The 21,214-nt window shown below is 61.5% G+C and carries 15 protein-coding genes; 7 read left to right on the top strand and 8 right to left on the bottom strand.

Annotated elements, in window-relative coordinates; genetic code table 11:
• Positions 1-16 precede the first annotated feature (16 nt).
• The 3 genes from AC4BCN_RS18020 to AC4BCN_RS18010 all read right to left on the bottom strand — a co-directional run bounded on the left by AC4BCN_RS18020 (position 17) and on the right by AC4BCN_RS18010 (position 3,781).
• The gene (locus tag AC4BCN_RS18020) at positions 17-2,290 is read right to left on the bottom strand and encodes an Orn/Lys/Arg family decarboxylase (RefSeq protein WP_490491406.1); all 2,274 of its coding nucleotides are present in this window, start codon (positions 2,288-2,290) and stop codon (positions 17-19) included.
• 238 nt (positions 2,291-2,528) lie between these two features.
• Entirely contained in the window at positions 2,529-3,014 is a 486-nt protein-coding gene (locus AC4BCN_RS18015; protein WP_490491405.1) for a dihydrofolate reductase, read from the bottom strand.
• Positions 3,015-3,022: 8 nt separating this feature from the next.
• Complete coding sequence (locus tag AC4BCN_RS18010; RefSeq protein WP_490491404.1) at positions 3,023-3,781, bottom strand: alpha/beta fold hydrolase; 759 nt, start codon at positions 3,779-3,781, stop codon at positions 3,023-3,025.
• A 218-nt stretch (positions 3,782-3,999) separates the two neighbouring features.
• Here AC4BCN_RS18010 and AC4BCN_RS18005 point away from each other — a divergent pair, with 218 nt between their 5' ends.
• From AC4BCN_RS18005 to AC4BCN_RS17990, 4 genes are all read left to right on the top strand, one after another.
• Positions 4,000-4,575 carry a TerD family protein gene (locus AC4BCN_RS18005; RefSeq protein ID WP_034755514.1) on the top strand — a complete coding sequence of 192 codons (576 nt, stop codon included), beginning with the start codon at positions 4,000-4,002 and terminating at the stop codon, positions 4,573-4,575.
• A 76-nt stretch (positions 4,576-4,651) separates the two neighbouring features.
• Positions 4,652-5,899, top strand: a complete 1,248-nt coding sequence (locus AC4BCN_RS18000; protein ID WP_490491403.1) for a TerD family protein — start codon at positions 4,652-4,654, stop codon at positions 5,897-5,899.
• Between the two features lie 9 nt (positions 5,900-5,908).
• Positions 5,909-7,234 carry a VWA domain-containing protein gene (locus AC4BCN_RS17995; RefSeq protein ID WP_490491402.1) on the top strand — a complete coding sequence of 442 codons (1,326 nt, stop codon included), beginning with the start codon at positions 5,909-5,911 and terminating at the stop codon, positions 7,232-7,234.
• A gap of 181 nt (positions 7,235-7,415) precedes the next feature.
• Positions 7,416-9,695 carry a TonB-dependent receptor domain-containing protein gene (locus tag AC4BCN_RS17990; protein ID WP_490491401.1) on the top strand — a complete coding sequence of 760 codons (2,280 nt, stop codon included), beginning with the start codon at positions 7,416-7,418 and terminating at the stop codon, positions 9,693-9,695.
• On the opposite strand, the gene AC4BCN_RS17985 is transcribed toward AC4BCN_RS17990, so the two are convergent.
• On the bottom strand, positions 9,692-10,732 hold the full coding sequence (locus AC4BCN_RS17985) for an SMI1/KNR4 family protein (protein WP_490491400.1): 1,041 nt from the start codon (positions 10,730-10,732) through the stop codon (positions 9,692-9,694). The genes AC4BCN_RS17990 and AC4BCN_RS17985 overlap by 4 nt on opposite strands.
• 149 nt (positions 10,733-10,881) lie before the next feature.
• Here AC4BCN_RS17985 and AC4BCN_RS17980 point away from each other — a divergent pair, with 149 nt between their 5' ends.
• Positions 10,882-11,862, top strand: a complete 981-nt coding sequence (locus tag AC4BCN_RS17980; RefSeq protein ID WP_490491399.1) for an ankyrin repeat domain-containing protein — start codon at positions 10,882-10,884, stop codon at positions 11,860-11,862.
• A gap of 32 nt (positions 11,863-11,894) precedes the next feature.
• Here the strand turns inward: AC4BCN_RS17980 and AC4BCN_RS17975 are convergent, their stop codons facing one another.
• Positions 11,895-12,869 (bottom strand): thymidylate synthase, encoded by a 975-nt coding sequence (locus AC4BCN_RS17975; RefSeq protein WP_490491398.1) that lies wholly within the window; start codon positions 12,867-12,869, stop codon positions 11,895-11,897.
• A 157-nt stretch (positions 12,870-13,026) separates the two neighbouring features.
• Between AC4BCN_RS17975 and AC4BCN_RS17970 the strand changes: the two genes are divergently transcribed.
• Both AC4BCN_RS17970 and AC4BCN_RS17965 read left to right on the top strand, forming a co-directional pair.
• Entirely contained in the window at positions 13,027-15,789 is a 2,763-nt protein-coding gene (locus AC4BCN_RS17970) for a bifunctional diguanylate cyclase/phosphodiesterase (protein ID WP_490491397.1), read from the top strand.
• A 197-nt stretch (positions 15,790-15,986) separates the two neighbouring features.
• Entirely contained in the window at positions 15,987-17,420 is a 1,434-nt protein-coding gene (locus tag AC4BCN_RS17965) for an OmpP1/FadL family transporter (RefSeq protein WP_490491396.1), read from the top strand.
• Between the two features lie 124 nt (positions 17,421-17,544).
• On the opposite strand, the gene AC4BCN_RS17960 is transcribed toward AC4BCN_RS17965, so the two are convergent.
• The 3 genes from AC4BCN_RS17960 to AC4BCN_RS17950 are packed head-to-tail and all read right to left on the bottom strand — an operon-like array spanning position 17,545 to position 21,195.
• Entirely contained in the window at positions 17,545-18,636 is a 1,092-nt protein-coding gene (locus tag AC4BCN_RS17960; RefSeq protein WP_490491395.1) for a threonine aldolase family protein, read from the bottom strand.
• Between the two features lie 10 nt (positions 18,637-18,646).
• Complete coding sequence (gene leuE / locus AC4BCN_RS17955) at positions 18,647-19,321, bottom strand: leucine efflux protein LeuE (protein WP_034755533.1); 675 nt, start codon at positions 19,319-19,321, stop codon at positions 18,647-18,649.
• Positions 19,322-19,332: 11 nt separating this feature from the next.
• Entirely contained in the window at positions 19,333-21,195 is a 1,863-nt protein-coding gene (locus AC4BCN_RS17950; protein ID WP_139089501.1) for an ABC transporter transmembrane domain-containing protein, read from the bottom strand.
• Positions 21,196-21,214: the final 19 nt, after the last annotated feature.

Raw genomic sequence — 21,214 nt, 5'->3', positions numbered from 1 at the left:
TGATTTTTAACGAACTTCAAAGTCTAAAAACGTTCTCGTCCAACTTGACGCAGTCAACGAAATAACCGCGCTTGCCATCGACTTCGCGTTTCACCAATCCATGCACATCCGTCTCGAAGCCCGGGAAGCGCTCGTTGAAGTCGCGCGCGAAGCGCAGGTAGTCGACGATGGTCTTGTTGAAGCGCTCGCCCGGGATCAGGAGCGGAATGCCCGGTGGATACGGCGTCAGCAGGATGGACGTGATGCGGCCTTCCAGTTCGTCGATGGCCACGCGCTCGATTTCGCGGTGCGCCATCTTGGCGAACGCGTCCGACGGCTTCATGGCCGGGATCATGTCCGACAGATACATTTCCGTCGTCAGACGCGCCACGTCGTAGGCCTTGTAGAAATCGTGGATTTGCTGGCACAGGTCGCGCAAGCCCATTTTTTCGTAGCGTGGATTGGCCGCCGCAAATTCCGGCAGGATGCGCCACATCGGCTGGTTCTTGTCGTAGTCGTCCTTGAACTGCTGCAAGGCGGTCAGCAGGGTATTCCAGCGGCCCTTGGTGATGCCGATGGTAAACATGATGAAGAACGAGTACAGGCCGCATTTTTCAATGATGACGCCGTGCTCTGCCAGGTACTTGGTGACGATGGACGCGGGGATGCCCGTGTCGCCGAACTGGCCGTCCAGCGACAGGCCCGGGTTGACGATGGTCGCCTTGATCGGGTCGAGCATGTTGAATCCGGGAGCGAGGTCGCCGAAGCCGTGCCAGTCATCCTCGGCGCGTATCATCCAGTCTTCCTGCTGGCCCATGCCTTCGTCGTTGAAGCTGGACGGACCCCAGACCTGGAACCACCAGTCCTGGCCCCACTCCTGGTCGATCTTCTTCATGGCGCGGCGGAAATCGAGCGCTTCCATGATCGATTCTTCCACCAGGGCCGTACCGCCCGGCGCTTCCATCATGGCCGCGGCCACGTCGCACGAGGCGATGATGGAATACTGCGGCGACGTCGACGTGTGCATCAGGTAAGCCTCGTTGAAGGCGTCCTGGTCCAGCTTGACCGTGTCCGATTCGCGCACGAGGATTTGCGAGGCCTGCGACAGGCCTGCCAGCAATTTGTGCGTCGACTGGGTCGAGAAGATCATCGATTCCTTGGCGCGCGGACGGTCCTTGCCGATGGCGTGCATATTCTTGTAGAAATCGTGGAAGGTGGCGTGCGGCAGCCACGCTTCGTCGAAGTGCAGGGTATCGATCTTGCCGTCCAGCATTTCGCGCAGGGTTTCCACGTTGTAGATCACGCCATCGTAGGTCGATTGGGTGATGGTCAGGATGCGCGGCTTCTTGTTTTTCGCTTCGCGCGCGAACGGGTTTGCCTCGATCTTGCGGGCAATGCTCTCCGGCGTGAATTCATGCAGCGGGATAGGACCGATGATGCCCAGGTGATTGCGCGTCGGCATCAGGAACACGGGAATCGCGCCGCACATGATGATCGAATGCAAGATCGACTTGTGGCAATTGCGGTCGACAACGACGATGTCGCCTGGCGCCACGGTCGAGTGCCACACCATCTTGTTCGAGGTCGACGTGCCGTTGGTGACGAAATAGCAATGATCGGCATTGAAGATGCGCGCCGCATTGCGCTCGGACGCGGCGACAGGACCCGTATGGTCGAGCAGCTGGCCCAGTTCTTCGACGGCGTTGCAGACGTCGGCGCGCAGCATGTTTTCACCGAAGAACTGGTGGAACATCTGGCCGATCGGCGACTTCAGGAACGCCACGCCGCCCGAGTGGCCGGGGCAGTGCCACGAGTAGGAACCGTCGTTGGCGTAGTGCACCAGCGCGCGGAAGAACGGCGGCGACAGGCCGTCCAGGTAGGATTTCGCTTCGCGGATGATGTGGCGCGCGACGAATTCCGGCGTATCTTCGAACATGTGGATGAAACCGTGCAGTTCGCGCAGGATATCGTTGGGGATATGGCGCGACGTGCGCGTTTCGCCGTACAGATAAATGGGGATGTCGGCGTTCTTGTAGCGGATTTCCTCGACGAAGGCGCGCAGCGATTTCAAGGCATGGTCGGTTTCCTCGATGGAGCCGCCGCCGAATTCTTCATCGTCGATCGACAGCACGAAGGCCGACGCGCGCGATTGTTGCTGGGCAAATTGCGACAAATCGCCGTAGCTGGTCACGCCCAGCACTTCCATGCCTTCTTTTTCCATTGCGGCGGCAAGGGCGCGAATGCCCAGGCCGGACGTATTTTCAGAACGGAAATCCTCGTCAATGATGACGATAGGGAAACGAAATTTCATGCATGTCTCCAAAAAAGCAAGCCGCCCCTGACAGATGTGAAGGGGCGGACTAGGGCGCGACCTCAGGCGGTGATACAAGCCGGCAGCCGCAGAAAAAAAATAAGAACGGGATTCTCGCAGAAATGCGGCCTCTGCGGGAAAAAAATATCACCCCCAAGCATCACAAGCGTACGCTAGCGTGACGCATGGGTGTGACAGGGGTATTACAGCAACATTCTGGCCATCATTCTCAACCTTATCAGGCTTTGCGTTCCAGCGTGACAAAGGCGTAAGGCAGGCCGGATTTCTCTGAAACATGCGCTTCGCGCGCGGTCTCTTGCCACACGGCATGGTCAACGGCGGGGAAAAAAGCGTCGCAATCGAATGTCTGGCCGATTTCCGTGATGAGCAAACGCTGTGTCAGGGGGAGTGACTGCTTGTAGATCTCGGCGCCGCCGATGACATAGGCTTCCGCGCCATCGAGCAGGGCGATGGCCGCTTCCACTGATGGCACCGCTTCCACGCCTTCATGGCGCCAGTCCGGATTGCGCGTGATGACGATGTTGCGGCGGTTCGGCAGCGGACGGCCGATGGAATCGAAGGTCTTGCGGCCCATGAGGACGGGGTGGCCCGTCGTCAAGCGCTTGAAGTGCGCCATGTCTTCCGGCAATTTCCACGGCAGGGTGTTGTCGATGCCGATGCCGCCTTGCTGGTCGGTGGCGACGATGATGGTCAGATGGCTCATTGGTTCTGTCAAAGTGGTGGGGGCGATGCCCGATGCCCGTCATTATCGTTGAAATTGCCCGCTGCCTCCAGATGCGCACGCATGGCGCCGGCCAGCGGTCCCGGCGCCTCCAGCGGAATCATGTGGCCGGTGTTCTCTTTCAGCAGGTGCAGGGTGGCCTGCGGCAAGCGGGCGGCCATGGCGCGCAGGTCGTCGGGATTGACGAGCTTGTCGTCTTCGGCACCCACGATCAGCACGGGAAAATCGAGTTCCGGCAAGCGCGCCATCAGGTCCGGGCGATCGATGGTGGTGATGAATTGCGCCAGCAGCACGTCCTTGCCCAGGTCCAGACCCATCTGCCGGATCAGATCCGTTATGCCGATGTATCGTAAGTGCGATGGGTGCAGCAGTTCGCGCAGGCGCTGGCGCGTGATGCCCGCATAGGCATTGCGTTCCAGCATGGCGACGATGCGCTGGCGCGCTTCGATTTCCGCCGGCAGCAAACCTTTGGCGGAATTGGCGATCAAAGTAAGGGACTGGACACGCTGCGGGTGCGCCAGCGCGTGCTCGAGCGCCAGATAGGCGCCCAGCGAAAAGCCCACCAGATGGGCCCGTGGCGCGCTGTGGCTGGCGATCAGTGCCTGCATCTGCGGGCGCGTGCGCGCCTCGTGCAGGGGCACGTGCCGCAGATCAAAGGCGCCGCCCAAGGCAGGGGCCAGGCGCGACCACAGGCGTTCGTCGCACAGGGTGCCGGGGATGCAGTCGAGCCGTATCTTGGTATTGTTCAAGGGCAAGCTTGGTTGGGAAAATTTTTGTCGAGCGGCATTATCCGTCATTTTGCGTATTGGGGCAGCGGCATGGTATTTTCTGCATGGCATTATTTTCAATAGTGCGCGGCTGGCAAGCAGCCACTTTATGGTAGGCTCATGGCTCATCAAGCCAGGGTACCGGCGACGTGACCTGAAACACCGAATGCAACCCACTAATTATACAAAGAGGAAACACCATGGCGATCAGTTTGCAAAAAGGCGGCAATGTCAATCTGAGCAAGGAAGCTCCTGGCTTGAAGAAAATCGTGATTGGCCTGGGCTGGGACCCGCGCGCCACCGATGGCGCCGCATTCGACCTGGACGGCAGCGCCTTCCTGCTGAAAACGGATGGCAAGGCCCGTTCTGATGCCGATTTCATTTTCTATAACAACCTGAAGTCGGCCGACGGCTCCATCGTCCACGCGGGCGACAACACGACGGGCGGCGGCGATGGCGATGACGAGAAAATCGCCGTCGACCTGGCCAACGTGCCTGCCGACATCGACAAGATCGCCGTGGCCGTCACCATCCACGACGCGGAAAACCGCAAGCAGAACTTCGGCATGGTCGGCAAGGCCTACATCCGCTGCCTGAACGGCGACAACGGCGCGGAAATCGCCCGCTACGACCTGTCGGAAGACGGCTCGACGGAAGCGGCCATGATCTTCGGCGAAGTCTACCGTGCCGGCAGCGAATGGAAATTCAAGGCAATTGGTCAAGGCTTCAAAGGCGGCCTGGGCCCTCTGGCCCGCTCGTTCGGTATTAATGCTTAACAACCAGTTGTTTGCGTAAATGTACCGGGTGGCACCGCCGCCCGGTTCTGTCTCTCCCATCTTTCTCCCTGACTCCATGGAAAACCTGATCAAGGGGCAGCGCCTGGCGCTGTCCGGCCTCGTCACGGGCAATATTGTGCAACTGGGTCTGGCCAGCGCCGGCGTGACGCTGGATTTCGCCTGTTTCGGCCTCGATGCCGCTGGCAAGCTGTCTGATGACCGCTACATGACTTTCTTCAACCAGCCCCGTACGCCGTGTGGCGGCGTGGAAACTGCGGCGCCGTCCGGCGATGCGGCCGGTTTCAGCTATCAGCTGGACCGCTTGCCTGCGTTCATCGAGCGCCTGGTCGTCACGGCCGCCATCGATGGCGACGCCACCATGGCGCAGCTGGGCAGCGGCCATTTGCGGCTGCTCGACGGCGGCAGAGAATTGGCACGCTACACGTATGCGGGCGCCGATTTTGCGCAAGAAAAAGCCGTCATGCTGGGCGAGTTTTACCGCAAGGACGGCGGCTGGCGCTTCATGGCCGTGGGCCAGGGTTTCAATGGCGGCCTCGATGCGCTGGTCGCGCATTTCGGCGGCGAAGTGGCGCAGGCGCAAGCAGAACCGGCGCCCAAGATTTCCCTGTCCAAAATTTCGCTGACCAAGGCGGGCCAGACGCACAAGGTGTCGCTGGAAAAGGGCGCGGGTGCGCCGAGCAAGCTCACCGTCAAGGCCACCTGGGTCGATAACGGCGATGGCGATGACGATAACGACGACCTCGATTTGCGTGTCGGTATCCTCTTGCCGAATGGCCAGATGCGCTTCATCCAGGCGCCGGACACGGCAGGCAGCTTCGACGCCATGCCCTACGTGCGCCACCTGGGCGACGTGGCGGGCGCGGCGGGCAAGGAGCCGGCCACGGAAACGGTGGAAGTCAACCCCGCGCTGGCGCAACATTACGGCGGCACGGTGGGCCTCGTCTTCAGCGTGTATTCGGCGGTGGCCAATGGCGCCGTCTCGGTCGCGTCCATGCGGCCGAAGATGGTCATGCAGTATGGCGAGCAGGTCGTCGAGTGCGCGTTCGACTTCCGCCTGTCCAAGGCGGCCGACGATGACTCCGTCTACACCTATGTGATCGGCATGGCGCGCGTCACGAACGACAGCATCATCCTCGAGCCGTCCGGCAAGACGTCGGAGCCGGGCAGTGAAGCGACACCGTGGCTGAGCTGGCAGGGCGAGAACCTGCAGCTGGCCTTCAACGGTCCCGTCGTCTTCAAGGGCGAGGACAAGGAAGACGAAGATGACTGCAATGCCGACAATCCGCGCCGCTACATCGCCTAGGAGGCACTGATGGAAACCTTGTCCAAGGGACAGCGCTTGCCGCTGGCCAATCTCGTTCCCGATGGCGTGCTGCAGATCGGCGTGGCCGCGCAGGGGCTGGCGCTCGACGTGGCCTGCTTCGGCCTCGATGCGGCCGGCAAACTGTCCGACGAACGCTACATGACTTTTTTCAACCAGCCGCGCACGCCGTGCGGCGGCGTGGAAGCGCGTGCCGGCAGCGGCGGCGACACGACCGAGTTTGCCTTGCAGCTGGCGCGCTTGCCGGCCGGCATAGACCGCCTCGTCGTCACGGCGTCCATCGATGGCGGCGGCGTGATGTCGCAGCTGCAAGCTGGCCACGTGCGCCTGCAGGCGGGTGGACGCGAGCTGGCCCGCTTTGCGTTTGCCGGTGCGGATTTTGCACAGGAAAAAGCCGTCATGCTGGCAGAGATCTACCGCAAGGATGGCGGCTGGCGCTGCATGGCCGTGGGACAAGGTTTTAATGGCGGACTCGATGCGCTGGTGCGCCACTTCGGCGGTGAAGTCGAGCAGACTGCCCCCTCAGCGGCCTCGGCCGTCATGCAGGCGAAGATCAATCTGGAAAAGCGCGTGGAACGCGAAGCGCCGCAACTGGTCAGCCTCGTCAAGCAGGCGGGCGTGTCCCTGCAAAAAGTGGGGCTGCTTGATCACCGCGCCAAGGTGTGTCTGTGCCTCGATATTTCCGGCTCCATGGGACGGCTGTATAAAGAGGGGCTGGTGCAGCGCTTTGCCGAACGCATCCTGGCCCTGGGCTGCAAGTTCGACGACGATGGCGAGATCGATGTTTTCCTGTTCGGCAAGAACGTCCACCATCCGGCGCCCATGGCCTTGAGCAACTGCAATACCTATGTAAGCCAGGCGATACAGCGCCATCCGCTCGAAGGCGACACGCGCTATGGCGCCGCCATGCAGGCGATCCGCGCGTTTTATTTCCCCGACAAGGGCGGCGGCGAGCGCACGCGGCCCGTCGCGGCCGAGCTGCCCGTGTACGTCATGTTCGTCACCGATGGCGGCACGAGCGATCAGGCGACGACGGAGAAACAATTGCGCTGGGCCAGCAATGAACCCATCTTCTGGCAATTCATGGGCATCGGCAAGGGGCGCAAGTCGAAAAGCAAGTTTCTTTCCGCCTTTGCCGATTCCGATTTTCCGTTTCTGGAAAAGCTCGACGAATTGCAGGGGCGCCTGGTCGACAATGCCAATTACTTTTCCGTCAGCTCGCCCGACGAGCACAGCGATGCGGAACTGTATGACTTGTTGATGACGGAATATCCGGGCTGGCTGAAACTGGCGCGCGGCAATGGCTTGCTGAGGTAGTGGCCATCGGATGAGGCTGTATGACCACAAGTGCAAGAGATTTGTAAATTGAAGTAAATAACAATGGTTCGCATTTGCTTTGCGTAATGGAGTCGTGGCATGCTTTAACTGTGCCCACACCTGTGCCCTCACGCCACGGCGTAGTGCCTCATCCGTAGCGTCTCCATTATTTTTTAAGCAAATGCATAAAATCCTCTTTCACTGTCTGGCGGGCGGCAGCCTGCTCGTTTCCGGCGCCGCTGTCCAGGCCCAAACCACGCCTACCAGCGGCGACGCCGTCGTCAAGCCCGCACCGGCCAAGGCGCCCGCTGCCGATGCGCCTCCTTCCGTCAGCGTGACGGCCGAGCGCCCCACGGGCCGTATCGACCGCCAAGTCTACGACGTCAAGTCCGACGTGGGCAGCAGCAACGGCACGGCGGCCGATGCCTTGAATAATGTGCCTTCCGTGGCCGTCGATCCCGATGGTTCCGTGTCCCTGCGCGGCAGCAGCAATGTGCAGATATTGATCGACGGTAAACCGTCGGCCATGCTGCAGGGCGATTCGCGCGGCGCCACCCTGAACGCCATGGCGGCCGACGATATCGAATCCGTGGAAGTGATCAACAATCCCGGCGCCCAGTTCGGCAACGAGGCCGGTGGCGGCCCCATCCTGAACCTGGTGATGCGGCGCAACCGCAAGCCGGGCGGCTTTGCCACCGTCAACGCGAACGCGGGCATCGCGGGGCGCTACAACAGTGCCGTGTCCGGCACCTACAACGAAGGCCCGTGGGGCTATCAGGGCGGCATCAATGTGCGCCATGACGGCCGCAATTCCGTGGGCGAGGTCAGCCGCGAGCGCCTGGAACGCGGCACTGGCGCTTTCGCCCCCAGCAGCCAGCAATCCACCAACAATGGCTTGAACGACTCGCTGGGCTTGCACGGCACCGTCAATTACAACCTGAACGCCAACGACACCCTGGCCGCCAGCGTGTCGTATAACGGACGCAGCAACGACCAGCGCTCGCTCGACCGCTACATCAATGGCGACAGCACGGGCAGCACCATCGGCGACTATGTGCGCAGCACCGTGCGCAATGGCGACAGCCGCAATTACAGCTGGGGCGCGCGCTACGACCACAAGGGTGAATTGCCGGGCGAAACCCTCAAAATCGACTTGCGCGTGTCGTCGTCGACCAACGAGAGCGACAGCGATTACGCGAATACCTACGCGGTGGCGCCCGTCAACACCTTCGACAGCCGCGCACGCCAGCACAGCGAAACGGGCAACCGCATCGTCGACTTCAGCGGCGACTACGAGCGCCCGCTGGCGGGCGGCACGGCCAAGCTCGGTTACAAGGTGGCCGACAACAAGAGCAGCTTCGACACTTTATATACGGACATCAATCCGGCCAGCCTGGCGGAAATCGTCAACCCCATGCGCAGCAACCGTTTCGAGCTCGACGAGCGCACTGTTGCCCTGTATGGCTCCTACCAGATGCGCCTGACCGAACGCTGGGGCGCGCTGGCCGGCTTGCGCGCCGAATACACGGACTTGAACGTGCGCCAGATCACGAGCGGCATCGAGGCCAGCAACAATTACGTCAACTACATTCCCAGCCTGTTCGCCACCTACAAGGTCAGCGACGAGAGCAATGTGCGCTTCAGCTATGCGCACCGCATCCGCCGGCCGAATGCGGGCGACCTGAACCCGTACGTGGTCTACCGCGACGAGTTCAATGTGTCGGCCGGTAATCCCCAGCTGAAACCCACGCAGACGGATTCGTTTGAAATCGGCTATGAAACGAAGATCGCGGGCCTGGAAAGCAGCTTGCGCGCCTACCACCGGCGCGACACGGACGCCATTGTTGATTACCGCTACTTTATCAGCGACAATGTACTCTTGACCACGCGGGAAAACGGCGAAGGTAGCCATTCGAGCGGCCTGGAGTTCAGCGTCAGCGGCAAGCTGACGCCGTCGCTGACCCTGAACACGAGCGGCAACCTGGCGCGCAGCCAGCAGACGAGTTCCGACGACCTGGGCAACCGCAGCACGCGCACGGCGAATGCACTGAGCGGCCGCGCGCGCCTCAATTACCAGGTCAATACTGCCAACCAGGTGCAGCTGGCCCTGCAAATGCAAGGCAAGACGCTGTCCGGACAGGGCTACCGCTCGCCGAACAATACCCTGAATGTGAGCTGGCGCCACACGGTGACGCCGCAGCTGAGCCTGGTCATGAATGTGACCGATGTGTTCAGCAGCAACAAGATGGAAACCGTCATCAACAGCGCTTCCTTGCGCGAGACGAGCACGCGGCGCTTCGATGGACGCATGATTTACGTGGGACTGTCGTACCGCCTCGGCGGCGCCACGTCGGCGGCGAAAGAGGGCGAGCGCGAACCGCGTTTCGGTCCGCCAGGCGGACGCGGGCCAGGCGGGCCAGGCGGTCCAGGACCGGGCGGCCCCGGTGGCGAACCGGGCTAAGCAGCTTTGGCGATTTCCTTGAGGAAGTCGACAAAGCTGTCCGCGTGGCGTTCAAAATGCCATGCGCCTGCGCCGTGCTCGGCCGTGTAGACGGGCGCGTCGCCATTTTCAATGGCAGATAGATCCAGGCAATACGGATCGGCGCCCGCATCGGCAATCACCACGTAGTGGGCCGGCCAACCGGCGATGACTTCCTGGTCAACCGGATTGTACGAGTAGCCGTGCTGTGCCTTGAGCAGCTCTGCCGCGCCGTACAGGTTCAAGCCCTGGAAGTAGCGCTTGCTGTCGATATACACGCGCAGCGGAGAGTAGCGGGCCAGAAAGCGCCGGTACTGTTCCGGCAAAGCCCAGCGCTGGTCGATGGCGGCCAGGTCGGCATTATCCGCAATGACCAGCCAGTTCGATGGGCGCGCCAGGTCCTGGTCCTTCTTGCGTTCGGCCGCCAGTTTTTTTTCCAGTTTCGCTGCCGCTTTTTCCAGTGGGGAGCGAGGGTCTTCCAAAGACGCATGCGTGGCCGGTGGCGCAAACCCCGCACCGTCCGGATAGCCATCGCGCTGCCAGGCCAGCACATCGTCGAGGGGCAGGCTCTCGGCTTTCCAGTAGTCGGGAACGGCCGACAAGCCGGCGTCAAATGGCTGGCGGCTCAGCACGGCCAGGCTTTTCACGGCCTTGGCCCTGACTTGTAGCGGTTGCGAGTCCGAGAGAGCCAGCGCCACCACGGTCTCGTAAGCATCCTTGCCCTGGCTTTTCAGCAAGCCGTCGATGCCCCAGTAGGCCAGTTGCGGCATGGTCACGGCCCAGCTGAAAAATTCCTGCAATTCCTGCGCTTGTATCAGGTCCGCCATGGTGTGTACCAATGAGGTGCGCCAGTGCAGCAGCTGGCCGTCGCGCGCGTAAGCGCTCAATATGTCAAGCACGGCCAGCCGGTCGCTCTCGCCGTGTTTCTTGATCAGCCTATCCTTGAGCGTGGCGAACTTGACGCCGTCGGTTTCGTCGAACAGTTTGCGGTGCAGTGCTGCCAGTGGTGTGATCGCCATCGTCTTCCTGATTAATTTGTCTGCTGACTTCGGTTGAATGGATACTGTCCCTGACGGCCGCCAGTAGAAATTCTGGACAATGCCGGACAGGTAAAATAATATTTTTATTGTAATATGTTGCCTGCTTCCATGATGGCAGGTTCGATCAAATGATGAAATTGTATTTCAAGACCAGTGTATTTTTATGCTGTCTGCTGGCTATCGTCTATTTGTTCTTGATGCGCAAGACCTTCCCCATGGCCAGTGATGGCAGTGGGCCCAATGGCGATGCGTTAATTGCCTTTTTCATCTTCGTTATCGCATGCATACTGCATGTCCATACTTTCATTCTGGCGCTTTTTCTATACAGGAATAATAAGAATGGCACCAGGATCGCATTGGGCATGCTGGCTGCAAGTGCGCTTTTATTGTCATCGCATGAAATCAGATCCATCGCCAAAAGGCAGCTGTCCGATTATCGATACAATTCCAGTGCGACCACCAAAACTTTCAAAGCGATCAGTTCAGGGACGCCTGCCGAGTTTTTCAGCTATTTCGATCAGATCCCGGACCGGGAAAAAACGTGGAGCTATGTGCGTGACCTGATGGCAGATTTGGCCAAGGCAGGCAGGGTCGATCTGCTTGAAGCACTGGAGATAAAAGGTTTTCCTGTCGCGGAGGCCGGTCACGAGCAGGACTGGACTGACGTGGTGTACGCGGCTGTTTACAGCGAAACACTGTCACCGGAACAACGTCTGAAGGTGCTGGAATGGCTGTTTTCCAGGGCAGAATCTTTTGAATTCTCCCTGAAACAGTCCAGGCATGCGTTTTTCTCGATTGAGAATTTTTCAAATGCGTTCAAGGATATCAATAATCCGAGCACCAGGAAAGTCTTTGATCTCCTGGTACGCCACGACGCCGACTTCAGGGGCAGCAATACCGGATATGTGCTCTGGTATTCGGCCCGCTTCGGGAACCTCGATCACGTCAAGTTTTTAGTTGCCCAAAAAGTCGACCCCAATTACGTTGACGGGAACTGGCATACAACCGCCCTGGACGAAGCCATCGATAAAAAGGACCAGGCTATTGTTCAGGAACTTTTGAGGGCCGGCGCAAAGAAGGCGAGTGAGTTGAAAAGCGCGGTTCAATAATATGAACTGATCCGCGCGTTACGCTACCCGGCTCAGACGGCCATCGCGGCCTTGATTGGCGCGTGATGTTCATAGCCTTCCAGCGAGAAATCCGATGGCTCGATCTTTTCCAGCCATTCCGGCTCGTACTTGCCCGTTTTCGCATAGTCGGGCACGCGCTCGGAAATGACAAACCTGGGCGCCGGGAACGGTGTGCGCTTCAATTGCTCTTCCACCATGTCGAGGTGGTTTTCATAAATGTGCGCGTCGCCGATGAAATACGTGAACCAGCGTGGCGTGTAGCCCGTCAGGCGCGCCACCAGATGCAGCAGGGCCGCGCCTTCGGCGATGTTGAACGGCGTGCCCAGGCCGATATCGTTGCTGCGCACATATAAGCACAGCGAGATTTCGCGCGTGCTGGCGTTCGGGATGAACTGGTACAGCAAGTGGCAGGCGGGCAGGGCGACGGCATCGAGCACGGCCGGGTTCCAGCCGTGGAACAGGATGCGCCGGCTGCCCGGGTTCGTCATGATGGTGTCCAGGCACTCGCGCAACTGGTCGACGGCCTTGTACAGCAGCACTTTTTGCACGCCGTCTTCGACGATGGGGGCGACAAGCGTAAAACCGTTCGCTTGCGCGTCGGCGATTTGCGCGGGCTGGTCGGCGGCCAGCAGTTTATAGGCGGGCCACTGGCGCCATTGCACGCCGTACACGGGACCGAGGTCATCCTCGCCTTCGCGGTAGGGGTTGGCCAGCCATTGCGCATTTTCATTGGCGTTCTGGTCCCACACCTTGCAGCCCAGCGCGCGGAACTCGGCCGCGTTGCGCGAGGCGCGCAGGAAGGCGCACAATTCGCCGATCACGGATTTGAAAGCCAGTTTCTTGGTCGTCACGGCAGGGAAATTGCCGTTGGCCAAGTCGAAACGCATCATGGCGCCCGGCACGCTCAGGGTGCGGATGCCCGTGCGGTTGTCTTGCCAGCTGCCCGTTTCGAGCACGGTCTTGATCAAATCTTGATATTGCTGCATGTATTTCTCCAACGGTAAGGATGGTGATTGTAACGCAGGCGCGACAGGCGGTCTGCGACCCGCACACATAATTACGCTGCTGTCTTACCTGCAAACATGACTCTGTGGTAATTTGTGTGTCCTTAAAGAAATACACAGAAACGGCAGACGCTGCACCATGTTCTTGCGACAATTTGTAAATAATAATAACGGCGCCATGGTGGAGATGAGCAGGGGCGATTTTCTCAAGGCCAACTTGCGCCTGATCCTCGCCTGGCCCTTGCTGGGGCTGGTCCTGTGCGCCGTGCTGTGGACGGCCACCTTGCTGCAGCTGGAGGCGGAAAAAAAGGTGGCGCAGCAGCAGGCGCTCGACAGCGTGTCTTCGCTGTCGAAAGCGTATGGCCAGTATCTGCTGCGCACCCTGGAGCAGATGGACCAGCTGACCTTGCAGCTCAAGTATGAATGGGAAAATTCGCGCGGCCAGCTGCGTCTCGATCAATTGAAGACGCAGGGCATGTATGCCTTGCCGCAATTTGCCATCGTCGCCATCCTCGACCGCAAGGGCCAGCCCGTGACGGCCACGGCGCCGCTGCAGCGCCTGCGGGTCAACGAGCGCAGCGATTTCCTGCTGCGCCACTGGCGCAGCAATTCCAGCGCGCTGCGCATCGCGCTGGGGCGGGCCAATGCGGCCAATGCGGACGATGCTGCCACGGTGCCCGGCGCCGACGAAAGCCTCGTGCATTTCACGCGCCGGCTGGAAGATGAAGATGGCAATTTCGATGGCGTGCTGCTGATCTCGATTCATTCCAGCTATTTTTCCGAATTCTATAACAGCGTCAGTTTCGGCAAGTTCGGCATGTCCGCCATGGTGGGCGAAGAGGGCGAGCTGTTCAGCACGCGCCTCGGCTCGCGCGTGCTACCGACCCGGAGCGCACAAGGCACGCCGTTTCTCGACACCAGCTTTCTGGAAACGGAGAGCGGTGCCCTGCATTCGGGCGGCAGGATCGCTTTTTCCGACAAGCAAAGCCGCTACGTGGGCTGGCAGGCGCTGAAAGCCTATCCGTTTACGGCCGTGGTCGGACTGTCGGACGGCGAAATGCTGCACCCCTACGAGGAAACGCGCACGATCTATATCGGCATCGCCCTGGCCGTCACCATGCTGCTGCTGGCCTTTACCGCCATCGCCACCATGTTGTCACTGCGCCTGGCGTGGCGCCACCACCAGTCCGAAGGCGTGCGCAATGCCTACCGCATGGCCACCGAAGGCACGAGCGACGGCTTTTATATCATTGCCGCCCTGCGCGGCGCGGACGGCAGCATCCTCGATTTCGAGATGGTCGATTGCAACGAGCCGGGCGCCGGTTATTTTGGCGTGCGGCGCGAACAATTGCTGGGCATGCGCCTGCAGTCGCGCGCCCACGAGCCGTATTTCCGCGACCTGATCCATAATTACCGGGCCGCCATGGTTTCCGGTTTTTCCGAGGAAGAGATCGAACTGCCGGAGGGCAACCCGTTCAAGCTGCGCTGGATACGCCGGCGCGTGGTGCGCAGCGGCGACCGCCTGGCCGTCACCCTGCAAGACATCAGCACGGCCAAGGAGCACGAGCGCGACTTGCGCCGCCTGGCCAACGAGGATGGCTTGACGGGCTTGCCCAACCGCTACTGGCTGCAGCAATTCCTGCCCGGTGCCCTGGGCCGCGCCGCCATCGCGCGGCATATGCTGGCGCTGCTGTTCATCGATCTGGACGGCTTCAAGGATATCAACGACACGCAGGGCCACGCCGAGGGCGACAAGGTGCTGCGCGCCGCCTCCTTGCGCCTGAAAGCCGTGCTGCGGCCGGGCGACCACGTGGTGCGCCTGGGCGGCGACGAATTCGTCGTCGTACTCGACCCCGTGGAGGACGACAGCCGCGCCGAACAGGTGGCGCAGCGCATCGCCATCGCCTTCGACGAACCGTTCTACCTGGGCAGCGAACGCCACAAGATGGGTGCCTCGATCGGCATCAGCCTGTATCCGCGCGATGGCGCCGAAACGGACGTGCTGCTGAAGAACGCCGACATCGCCATGTATGCCGTCAAAGTGGCGGGCAAGGGCCATCACCGCTTCTTCCAGCCCGAACTGTTCGAAACCATCCGCAGCCGCCGCGAACTCGAGCAAAGCCTGGTGGCGGCGCTGGAGCTGGACCAGTTCCTCGTCGTCTACCAGCCGCGGGTCGACGCCATGAGCGGACAGCTGTGCAGCATGGAGGCGCTCGTGCGCTGGCATCATCCGCAGCACGGCATGGTGCCGCCGCTGGAATTCATTCCCGTGGCCGAGAGCAGCGGCCTGATTTCGCAGCTGGGCGAAGTCGTCATCGAAAAGGTGTGCCTGCAGATGGCGCGCTGGCAGGCGAGCGGGCTGGAACTGGTGCCCGTGTCGATCAACGTGTCGGCGCGTCAGTTCGGCCGCGGCGACGTGCACCAGGTGCTGGCATCGGCGCTGGCGCGGCATCGCATCGATGCGCGCCTGATCGAGGTGGAAATCACGGAATCGGCCATGATGGATGAACAGAACCGCGCCGTGGAGCAGCTGTCGGCCATCCGCGCGCTGGGCGTGCGCCTGCTGGTCGACGATTTCGGCACCGGATACTCGTCGCTGTCGCAGCTGCAGAAGTTCGCCATGGATGGCTTGAAGATCGACCGCGCCTTCACGATGGAGCTGGGCCGCTCGGAGCAGGGCGAGGTCTTCGTGCGCGCCATCCTGTCGATGGCGCACGCGCTGGGAATGAGCGTGGTGGCCGAAGGGGTGGAGACGCGCGAGCAGCTCGACATCTTGCGCACGCTGCAATGCAACGAAGTGCAGGGCTATTTCATCTCGCGCCCCGTACCCGCCGAACAGATGCTGGCGCTGATGCACCAGCGCTTTCTGATACCGCTTCCAGCCCCGGCGCTGGCCCTGTAGAACGCCGTGATTGGCGTGGAAAACAACGCCGTTTCATAAAAAGAGCGAACGTTCGCTTTTTTCTAAAAAATATTATATGCTTCGCTCATGCCGTCAGTGAATTGGAGTTCACGGCGGCAAGAAAAGTGCAAGACGGGGCGGCTTGAGATGCCCGCGACAGTGTGCCGAAGACCTTCATATAATAAAGAGAGACTAACTTGAAACATAAATATCTGCCCCTCCTGATCGTTGCCGCGTTCGCCGGCATCTCCTCCACCGCACAAGCATCGGGCTACCGTTTCGGCTCGCAAAGCGTTTCCGCCCAGGGCTCGGCCGATGCCAGCGGCGCCGAAGCGGCCGACGCATCGACCATTTTCTACAACCCGGCCGGCATGTCGCGCCTGGAAGGCACGCAATTCCTGGGCGGCGGCACCCTGGTGGTACCGCATTCGACCTACCAGGACACGGGTTCGAAGACCTTCACCGGCCGCACGCCGGGCGGCACGACCAAGGACTACGCGCCGGATGCCGTCTTCGCGCCGGCCCTGTATGCGAGCAAGAAGCTCAATGACCAGTGGACTGTCGGCATGGGCCTGTTCGTGCCGTACGGCGCCAAGCTCGATTACGGCAATAACTGGAGCGGCCGCTATGCGATCACCAACATCAAGCTCGAAGCGATCGCCCTGAATCCTTCCGTTTCCTTCAAGGTCAATGAACACCATTCCTTCGGTTTCGGCGTCACCGCCGAACACATGAAGGCGGAACTGGGCCAGGCGGTCGACGTGCCGGGTTCCGTGGCCTTCCTGGCCCAGCACGCGCCAGCCGCGTCACAAGCTTTCCTGGCCAATATCGCCAAGACGCAGGGCCTGGCCGCCGCGCAGGCAGCCGGCGCCGCGCTGAAGGGCGCCAAGGATGGCCACGCATCGATGGATGGCGACGACTGGGGCTTCGGTTTCAATTTGGGCTACCTGTACCAGATGAATGAAGGTACGCGTTTCGGTATTTCCTACCGTTCGTCGATTTCGCACAAGCTGAAAGGCGACACGATCTGGGACTTCTCGCAAGTGTCGGACAACGCCGCCGTCAATGCCTTCATCGCCAAGGCATCGAACAAGGTCAATTCCAAGGCGCTGGTCGAAGTGCGCACGCCGGAAACCCTGTCGATCAACGCCTTCCATCAGATGGATGACCGTTGGGCCTTGATGGGCGACGTCACCTGGACCCGTACTTCGCGCCTGCAGAACCTGGACATCCAGTTCCCGCCGACGGCCGAAGGCGCCGAGCGCATCCGCCAGCAGTGGAAGAACACCTACCGCGTATCGCTGGGCACCAACTACAAGTACAGCGAAAACCTGCTGCTGCGCGCCGGTATCGCGCATGACCAGGCGCCAGTGCGCAGCGCTGAGCTGCGTCATCCAGCGCTGCCGGACAGCGACCGCATGCAGTACTCGATCGGCGCGAACTGGAAGCTGAACGCCAATTCCTCGCTCGACCTGGCTTACAGCTTCATCGACTTCAAGGATGCCAACGTCAACTACAAGAATGACTGCTCGCCGGTGACCCCTGGCTGCACCGGCAACGGTGAAACCACCAAGGGCCTGTTCAAGACCCGCATGCAGTTGATCGGTCTCGCTTACAACTACAAGTTCTAAGCAGGTAGTGGCGGCCGACCCGGCCGCCATGAAATGAAAAAAGCGCCTTCAGGCGCTTTTTTTTGGTGGTGACCATGGTGGTCGCCTCGCGCTACGCGCTGCCGACCTACCTAACCTGCGACGGTTATTCCTTGATGCGCATGACCTGATCCAGCAACGTCAAGGCCAGCCGCACGGTGTCGTCGGGCAGGTCCAGCAAGTTATCTCCCACATACCATTCCACCACGCTGTGCCCGGGCAGGGCGGCGTGGCTGGCGCGGCCGAACAGCCAGATGCCATGGTCTTCCGCCACCTGGTTGCGGATGGCGATGGCCCGCTCGCGCGAGACGGGCAGGTGCAGGTGCAGCATGTTGGCGTGCGGGGCGGCGGGATTGACGGCAATCGATGGAAAATCGCGCAACAGCGCGTACAGCCACTGCGTGCGCGCAAAATACTGCGGCATGGCGGCGAGGCGCGCGTCGAACTGCATGGCGGCGGCCACCACGTAGGGCGTGCGGTGCACGATGTTGCCACCCTGGCGGCGGAACCACTCGCGCGCCCGTTCGACAAATGGGCGGCTGCCGGCCAGCACGGCGCCGCCCAAACCGCCGATGCCCTTGTACAGCGACACGTAGACGGAATCGAAGCCGCCGCAGATGGCGGGCAGGGACTGGTTGAAACCCGCTTGCGCTTCCCACAGGCGCGCGCCATCCATGTGCAAATGGATGTTGTGCTCGCGGCAGTGCCGCTTGATGTCGTTCAATGCGTCCCACGACGGGCACTGGCCGCCGATTTCGCGCATCGGCAGCTCGACCTGCGCGGCGCCCAGGGCATCGGGCACGGCGCGCAAATCGTCGACCGTCCACGGACGGTGCGGGTCGCCCAGTATCAGGCCCTTGAAGTGGTCGAGCAATTCGTGGTTGCCGCGCTCGTGGCGCAGGATGTGTGAAGTGGGGTGCAGCGCCACCAGGCGCGAGCCGCGGTCCTGGCACGCCAGGCGCAGGGCCGTCACCTGCGTCATGGTACCCGTGATGCAGAACACGGCCGCTTCGAAACCGAGCAGGCTGGCGATCTTGTTCTCGAACTGTTCGATCAGCGCGCCTTCGCCATAGGTGTCGTGCGCAACAGCGTTGGCGTCGCACCAGGCGGCCATGGCGGTAAAGGTGGCCGCTGGCGTTGGCTGGCGGTGGCCCGGCAGGACGGTATGGCAGCGCTGGCGCAGCTCAAGCTCGTTCACGGTGTTTTCCTCACAAGGTGGCCGTGGCCAGTTTCGCGCCAAAGCCGATGAACATGGCGCCGACGCCGCCACCCATGCCGGCCGACAGGCGGCGACGGCGGCGGAAGGTGTCGGCCAGGCGCGCGCCGACAAAGATGATGGCCGTCAGATAGGTAAAGCTGATCACTTGGCAAATCAGGCCCAGGCCGACGAAGGACAGCACGGGATTCGGGAAGGCAGGGTCGACGAACTGGATGAAGAACGAGATGAAGAACAAAATGGCTTTCGGGTTCATCAGACTGATGATCAGCGCCTTGCGGAATGGATCGCTTTCCTTGACAGGCGCTGGCGCGGCAGGCGCTTCACCGTCGGCCGGCGCGGGCGCGCGCAGCTTGCGCCAGCAGCCGATCAGCATTTGCAGGCCGATCCAGCCCAGGTAGGCCGCGCCTATGTATTTCACGACGTAGAACAGGGCAGGGCTGGCTTTCAGCAGGGAGGCCACGCCGCAGGCCGACAGCACCATCAATATCAGGTCGCCGGCGAAGATGCCGAAGGCGCCCTGGTAGGCGGTGCGCACGCCCCGCTGGGCCGCGACCGACAGCACATACATGGAATTGGGACCGGGCAGGATGACGATGAAGATGGTCCCCAGCAAAAAGGTCCAGAAATCGGTGATGCCCAGATTGGCGTGGAAAAGTGCGTTCATGATGGTTCTGTTTAATTGACTTGTACGTGATGGAATTGCAGGGCAGCCAGGTTGGCGTAAATGCCTTTCATTGCGACGAGCGACGCGTGCGTGCCCGTCTCGACGATCTTGCCGTCCTCCATGACGATGATGCGGTCAGCCCGCTGAACGGTGGCCAGGCGGTGGGCGATGATGACCGTGGTGCGGCCGACCATGGCCGCTTCCAGCGCCTTTTGTACCAGGCGTTCCGATTCCGCGTCCAGCGCGCTGGTCGCTTCATCGAGCAGCAGCAGCGGCGGGTTTTTCAGCAGGGCGCGGGCGATGGCGATGCGCTGGCGCTGGCCGCCGGACAGGCGCACGCCCCGTTCGCCGAGGAACGATTTATAACCGTTCGGCAGACGCTCGATGAATTCGTGGGCGGCTGCCATTTTGGCGGCCGCGATCACTTCCGCGTCGCTGGCGCCGGCGCGGCCATAGCGGATGTTTTCCATGGCGTCGGCCGAGAAGATCACCGTATCCTGCGGCACGATGCCGATGGCGTCGCGCAGGGTGTGCAGGTCCAGCTGCTTGATATCGACGCCATCGAGGCGGATGCTGCCGCTTTGCGGGTCATAGAAGCGCAGGAACAGCTGGAACAGCGTGGTCTTGCCGGCGCCGGAAGGGCCGACGACGGCCACCGTTTCACCGGCGCGGATGTCGAGGCTGACGTGATCGAGCGCGTGGGTATCAGGGCGCGACGGGTACGAGAACATGACGTCGTCGAGCGACAGCGCGGCGCCGGTGGCGGCGCGCGCGGGCAGCGGCAGCGGCGTGGCCGGGGATTCGATTTCCGATTTGACGGCCATCAGTTCCAGCAGGCGCTCGGTGGCGCCGGCCGCGCGCTGGGCTTCACCCATCACCTCGGACAGGGCGCCGATGGCGCCGGCCACGATGGACGCGTACAGGATGAACTGGCCCAGGTCTCCGCCCGTCATCGAGCCTTCCAGCACGGCGCGCGCACCGAGCCACAGCACGAAGACGATGGTGCCGAAGACGAGCAGGATGGCGATCATGGTGAGCAGGGCACGGGCGCGGATGCGGCGCATGGCCGTCATGAAAGCGCCTTCGACGGAGTCGCCGAAGCGTTTCGATTCGATTTTCTCGTGCGTGAATGCCTGCACAGTGGGCATGGCGTTGAGGATTTCGCCGGCCATGGCCGACGCGTCGGCGATGCGGTCTTGCGAATCGCGCGACAGCTTGCGCACGCGGCGACCAAAGACGATGATGGGCACGACGACGAGGATCAAGAGGCCGATGATGATGCCGGCCAGCTTGGCACTGGTGACGAACAGCATCACCAGGCCACCGAGGAACAGCAGCACATTGCGCAGCGCCATCGAGATGCTGGTGCCGACGACGGCCTGGATCAAGGTCGTGTCGGTGGTGATGCGCGACAGGACTTCGCCTGTCTGCGTCGTTTCAAAGAAGGCGGGGCTTTGCGTGACCACGTGGCGGTACACGGCGCTGCGGATGTCGGCCGTGACCCGCTCGCCCAGCCACGACACCGTATAGAAGCGCGCGGCCGTGGCCAGCGCCAGGATGGACGCCACGCCGAACAGGGCAAGGAAGACCAGGTCGACGTGCTGGATGCTGCTTGAACCGGCCGCGCCGCCGAAACCGAGGTCTATCATCTGCTTGAAAGCGGCAGGGATGGCCAGGGTCGAGGCGGCGGCCACCACCAGCGCGATACCGGCCAGGAAGAACTGCTTGCGGTACGGCGTCAGGAAAGGCATCAAGCCCTTGAAGGCGGCCAGGCTGCCTTTTTTCAGTTCGCGGCTGGTGCCGGTGTCGGGCGTGGGTGCGGTGCTTGCGGCGGTTGTTGAACTGGTGCTGCCTGTTTCTGTGCTGGTTGTCATTGTTTTTCGCTTTGATTTA

This window comes from Janthinobacterium sp. Bl 1, from assembly GCF_058215535.1.
Note: the sequence above shows the minus strand (reverse complement) of the source record. Positions and strands in the feature narration are given on the sequence as shown.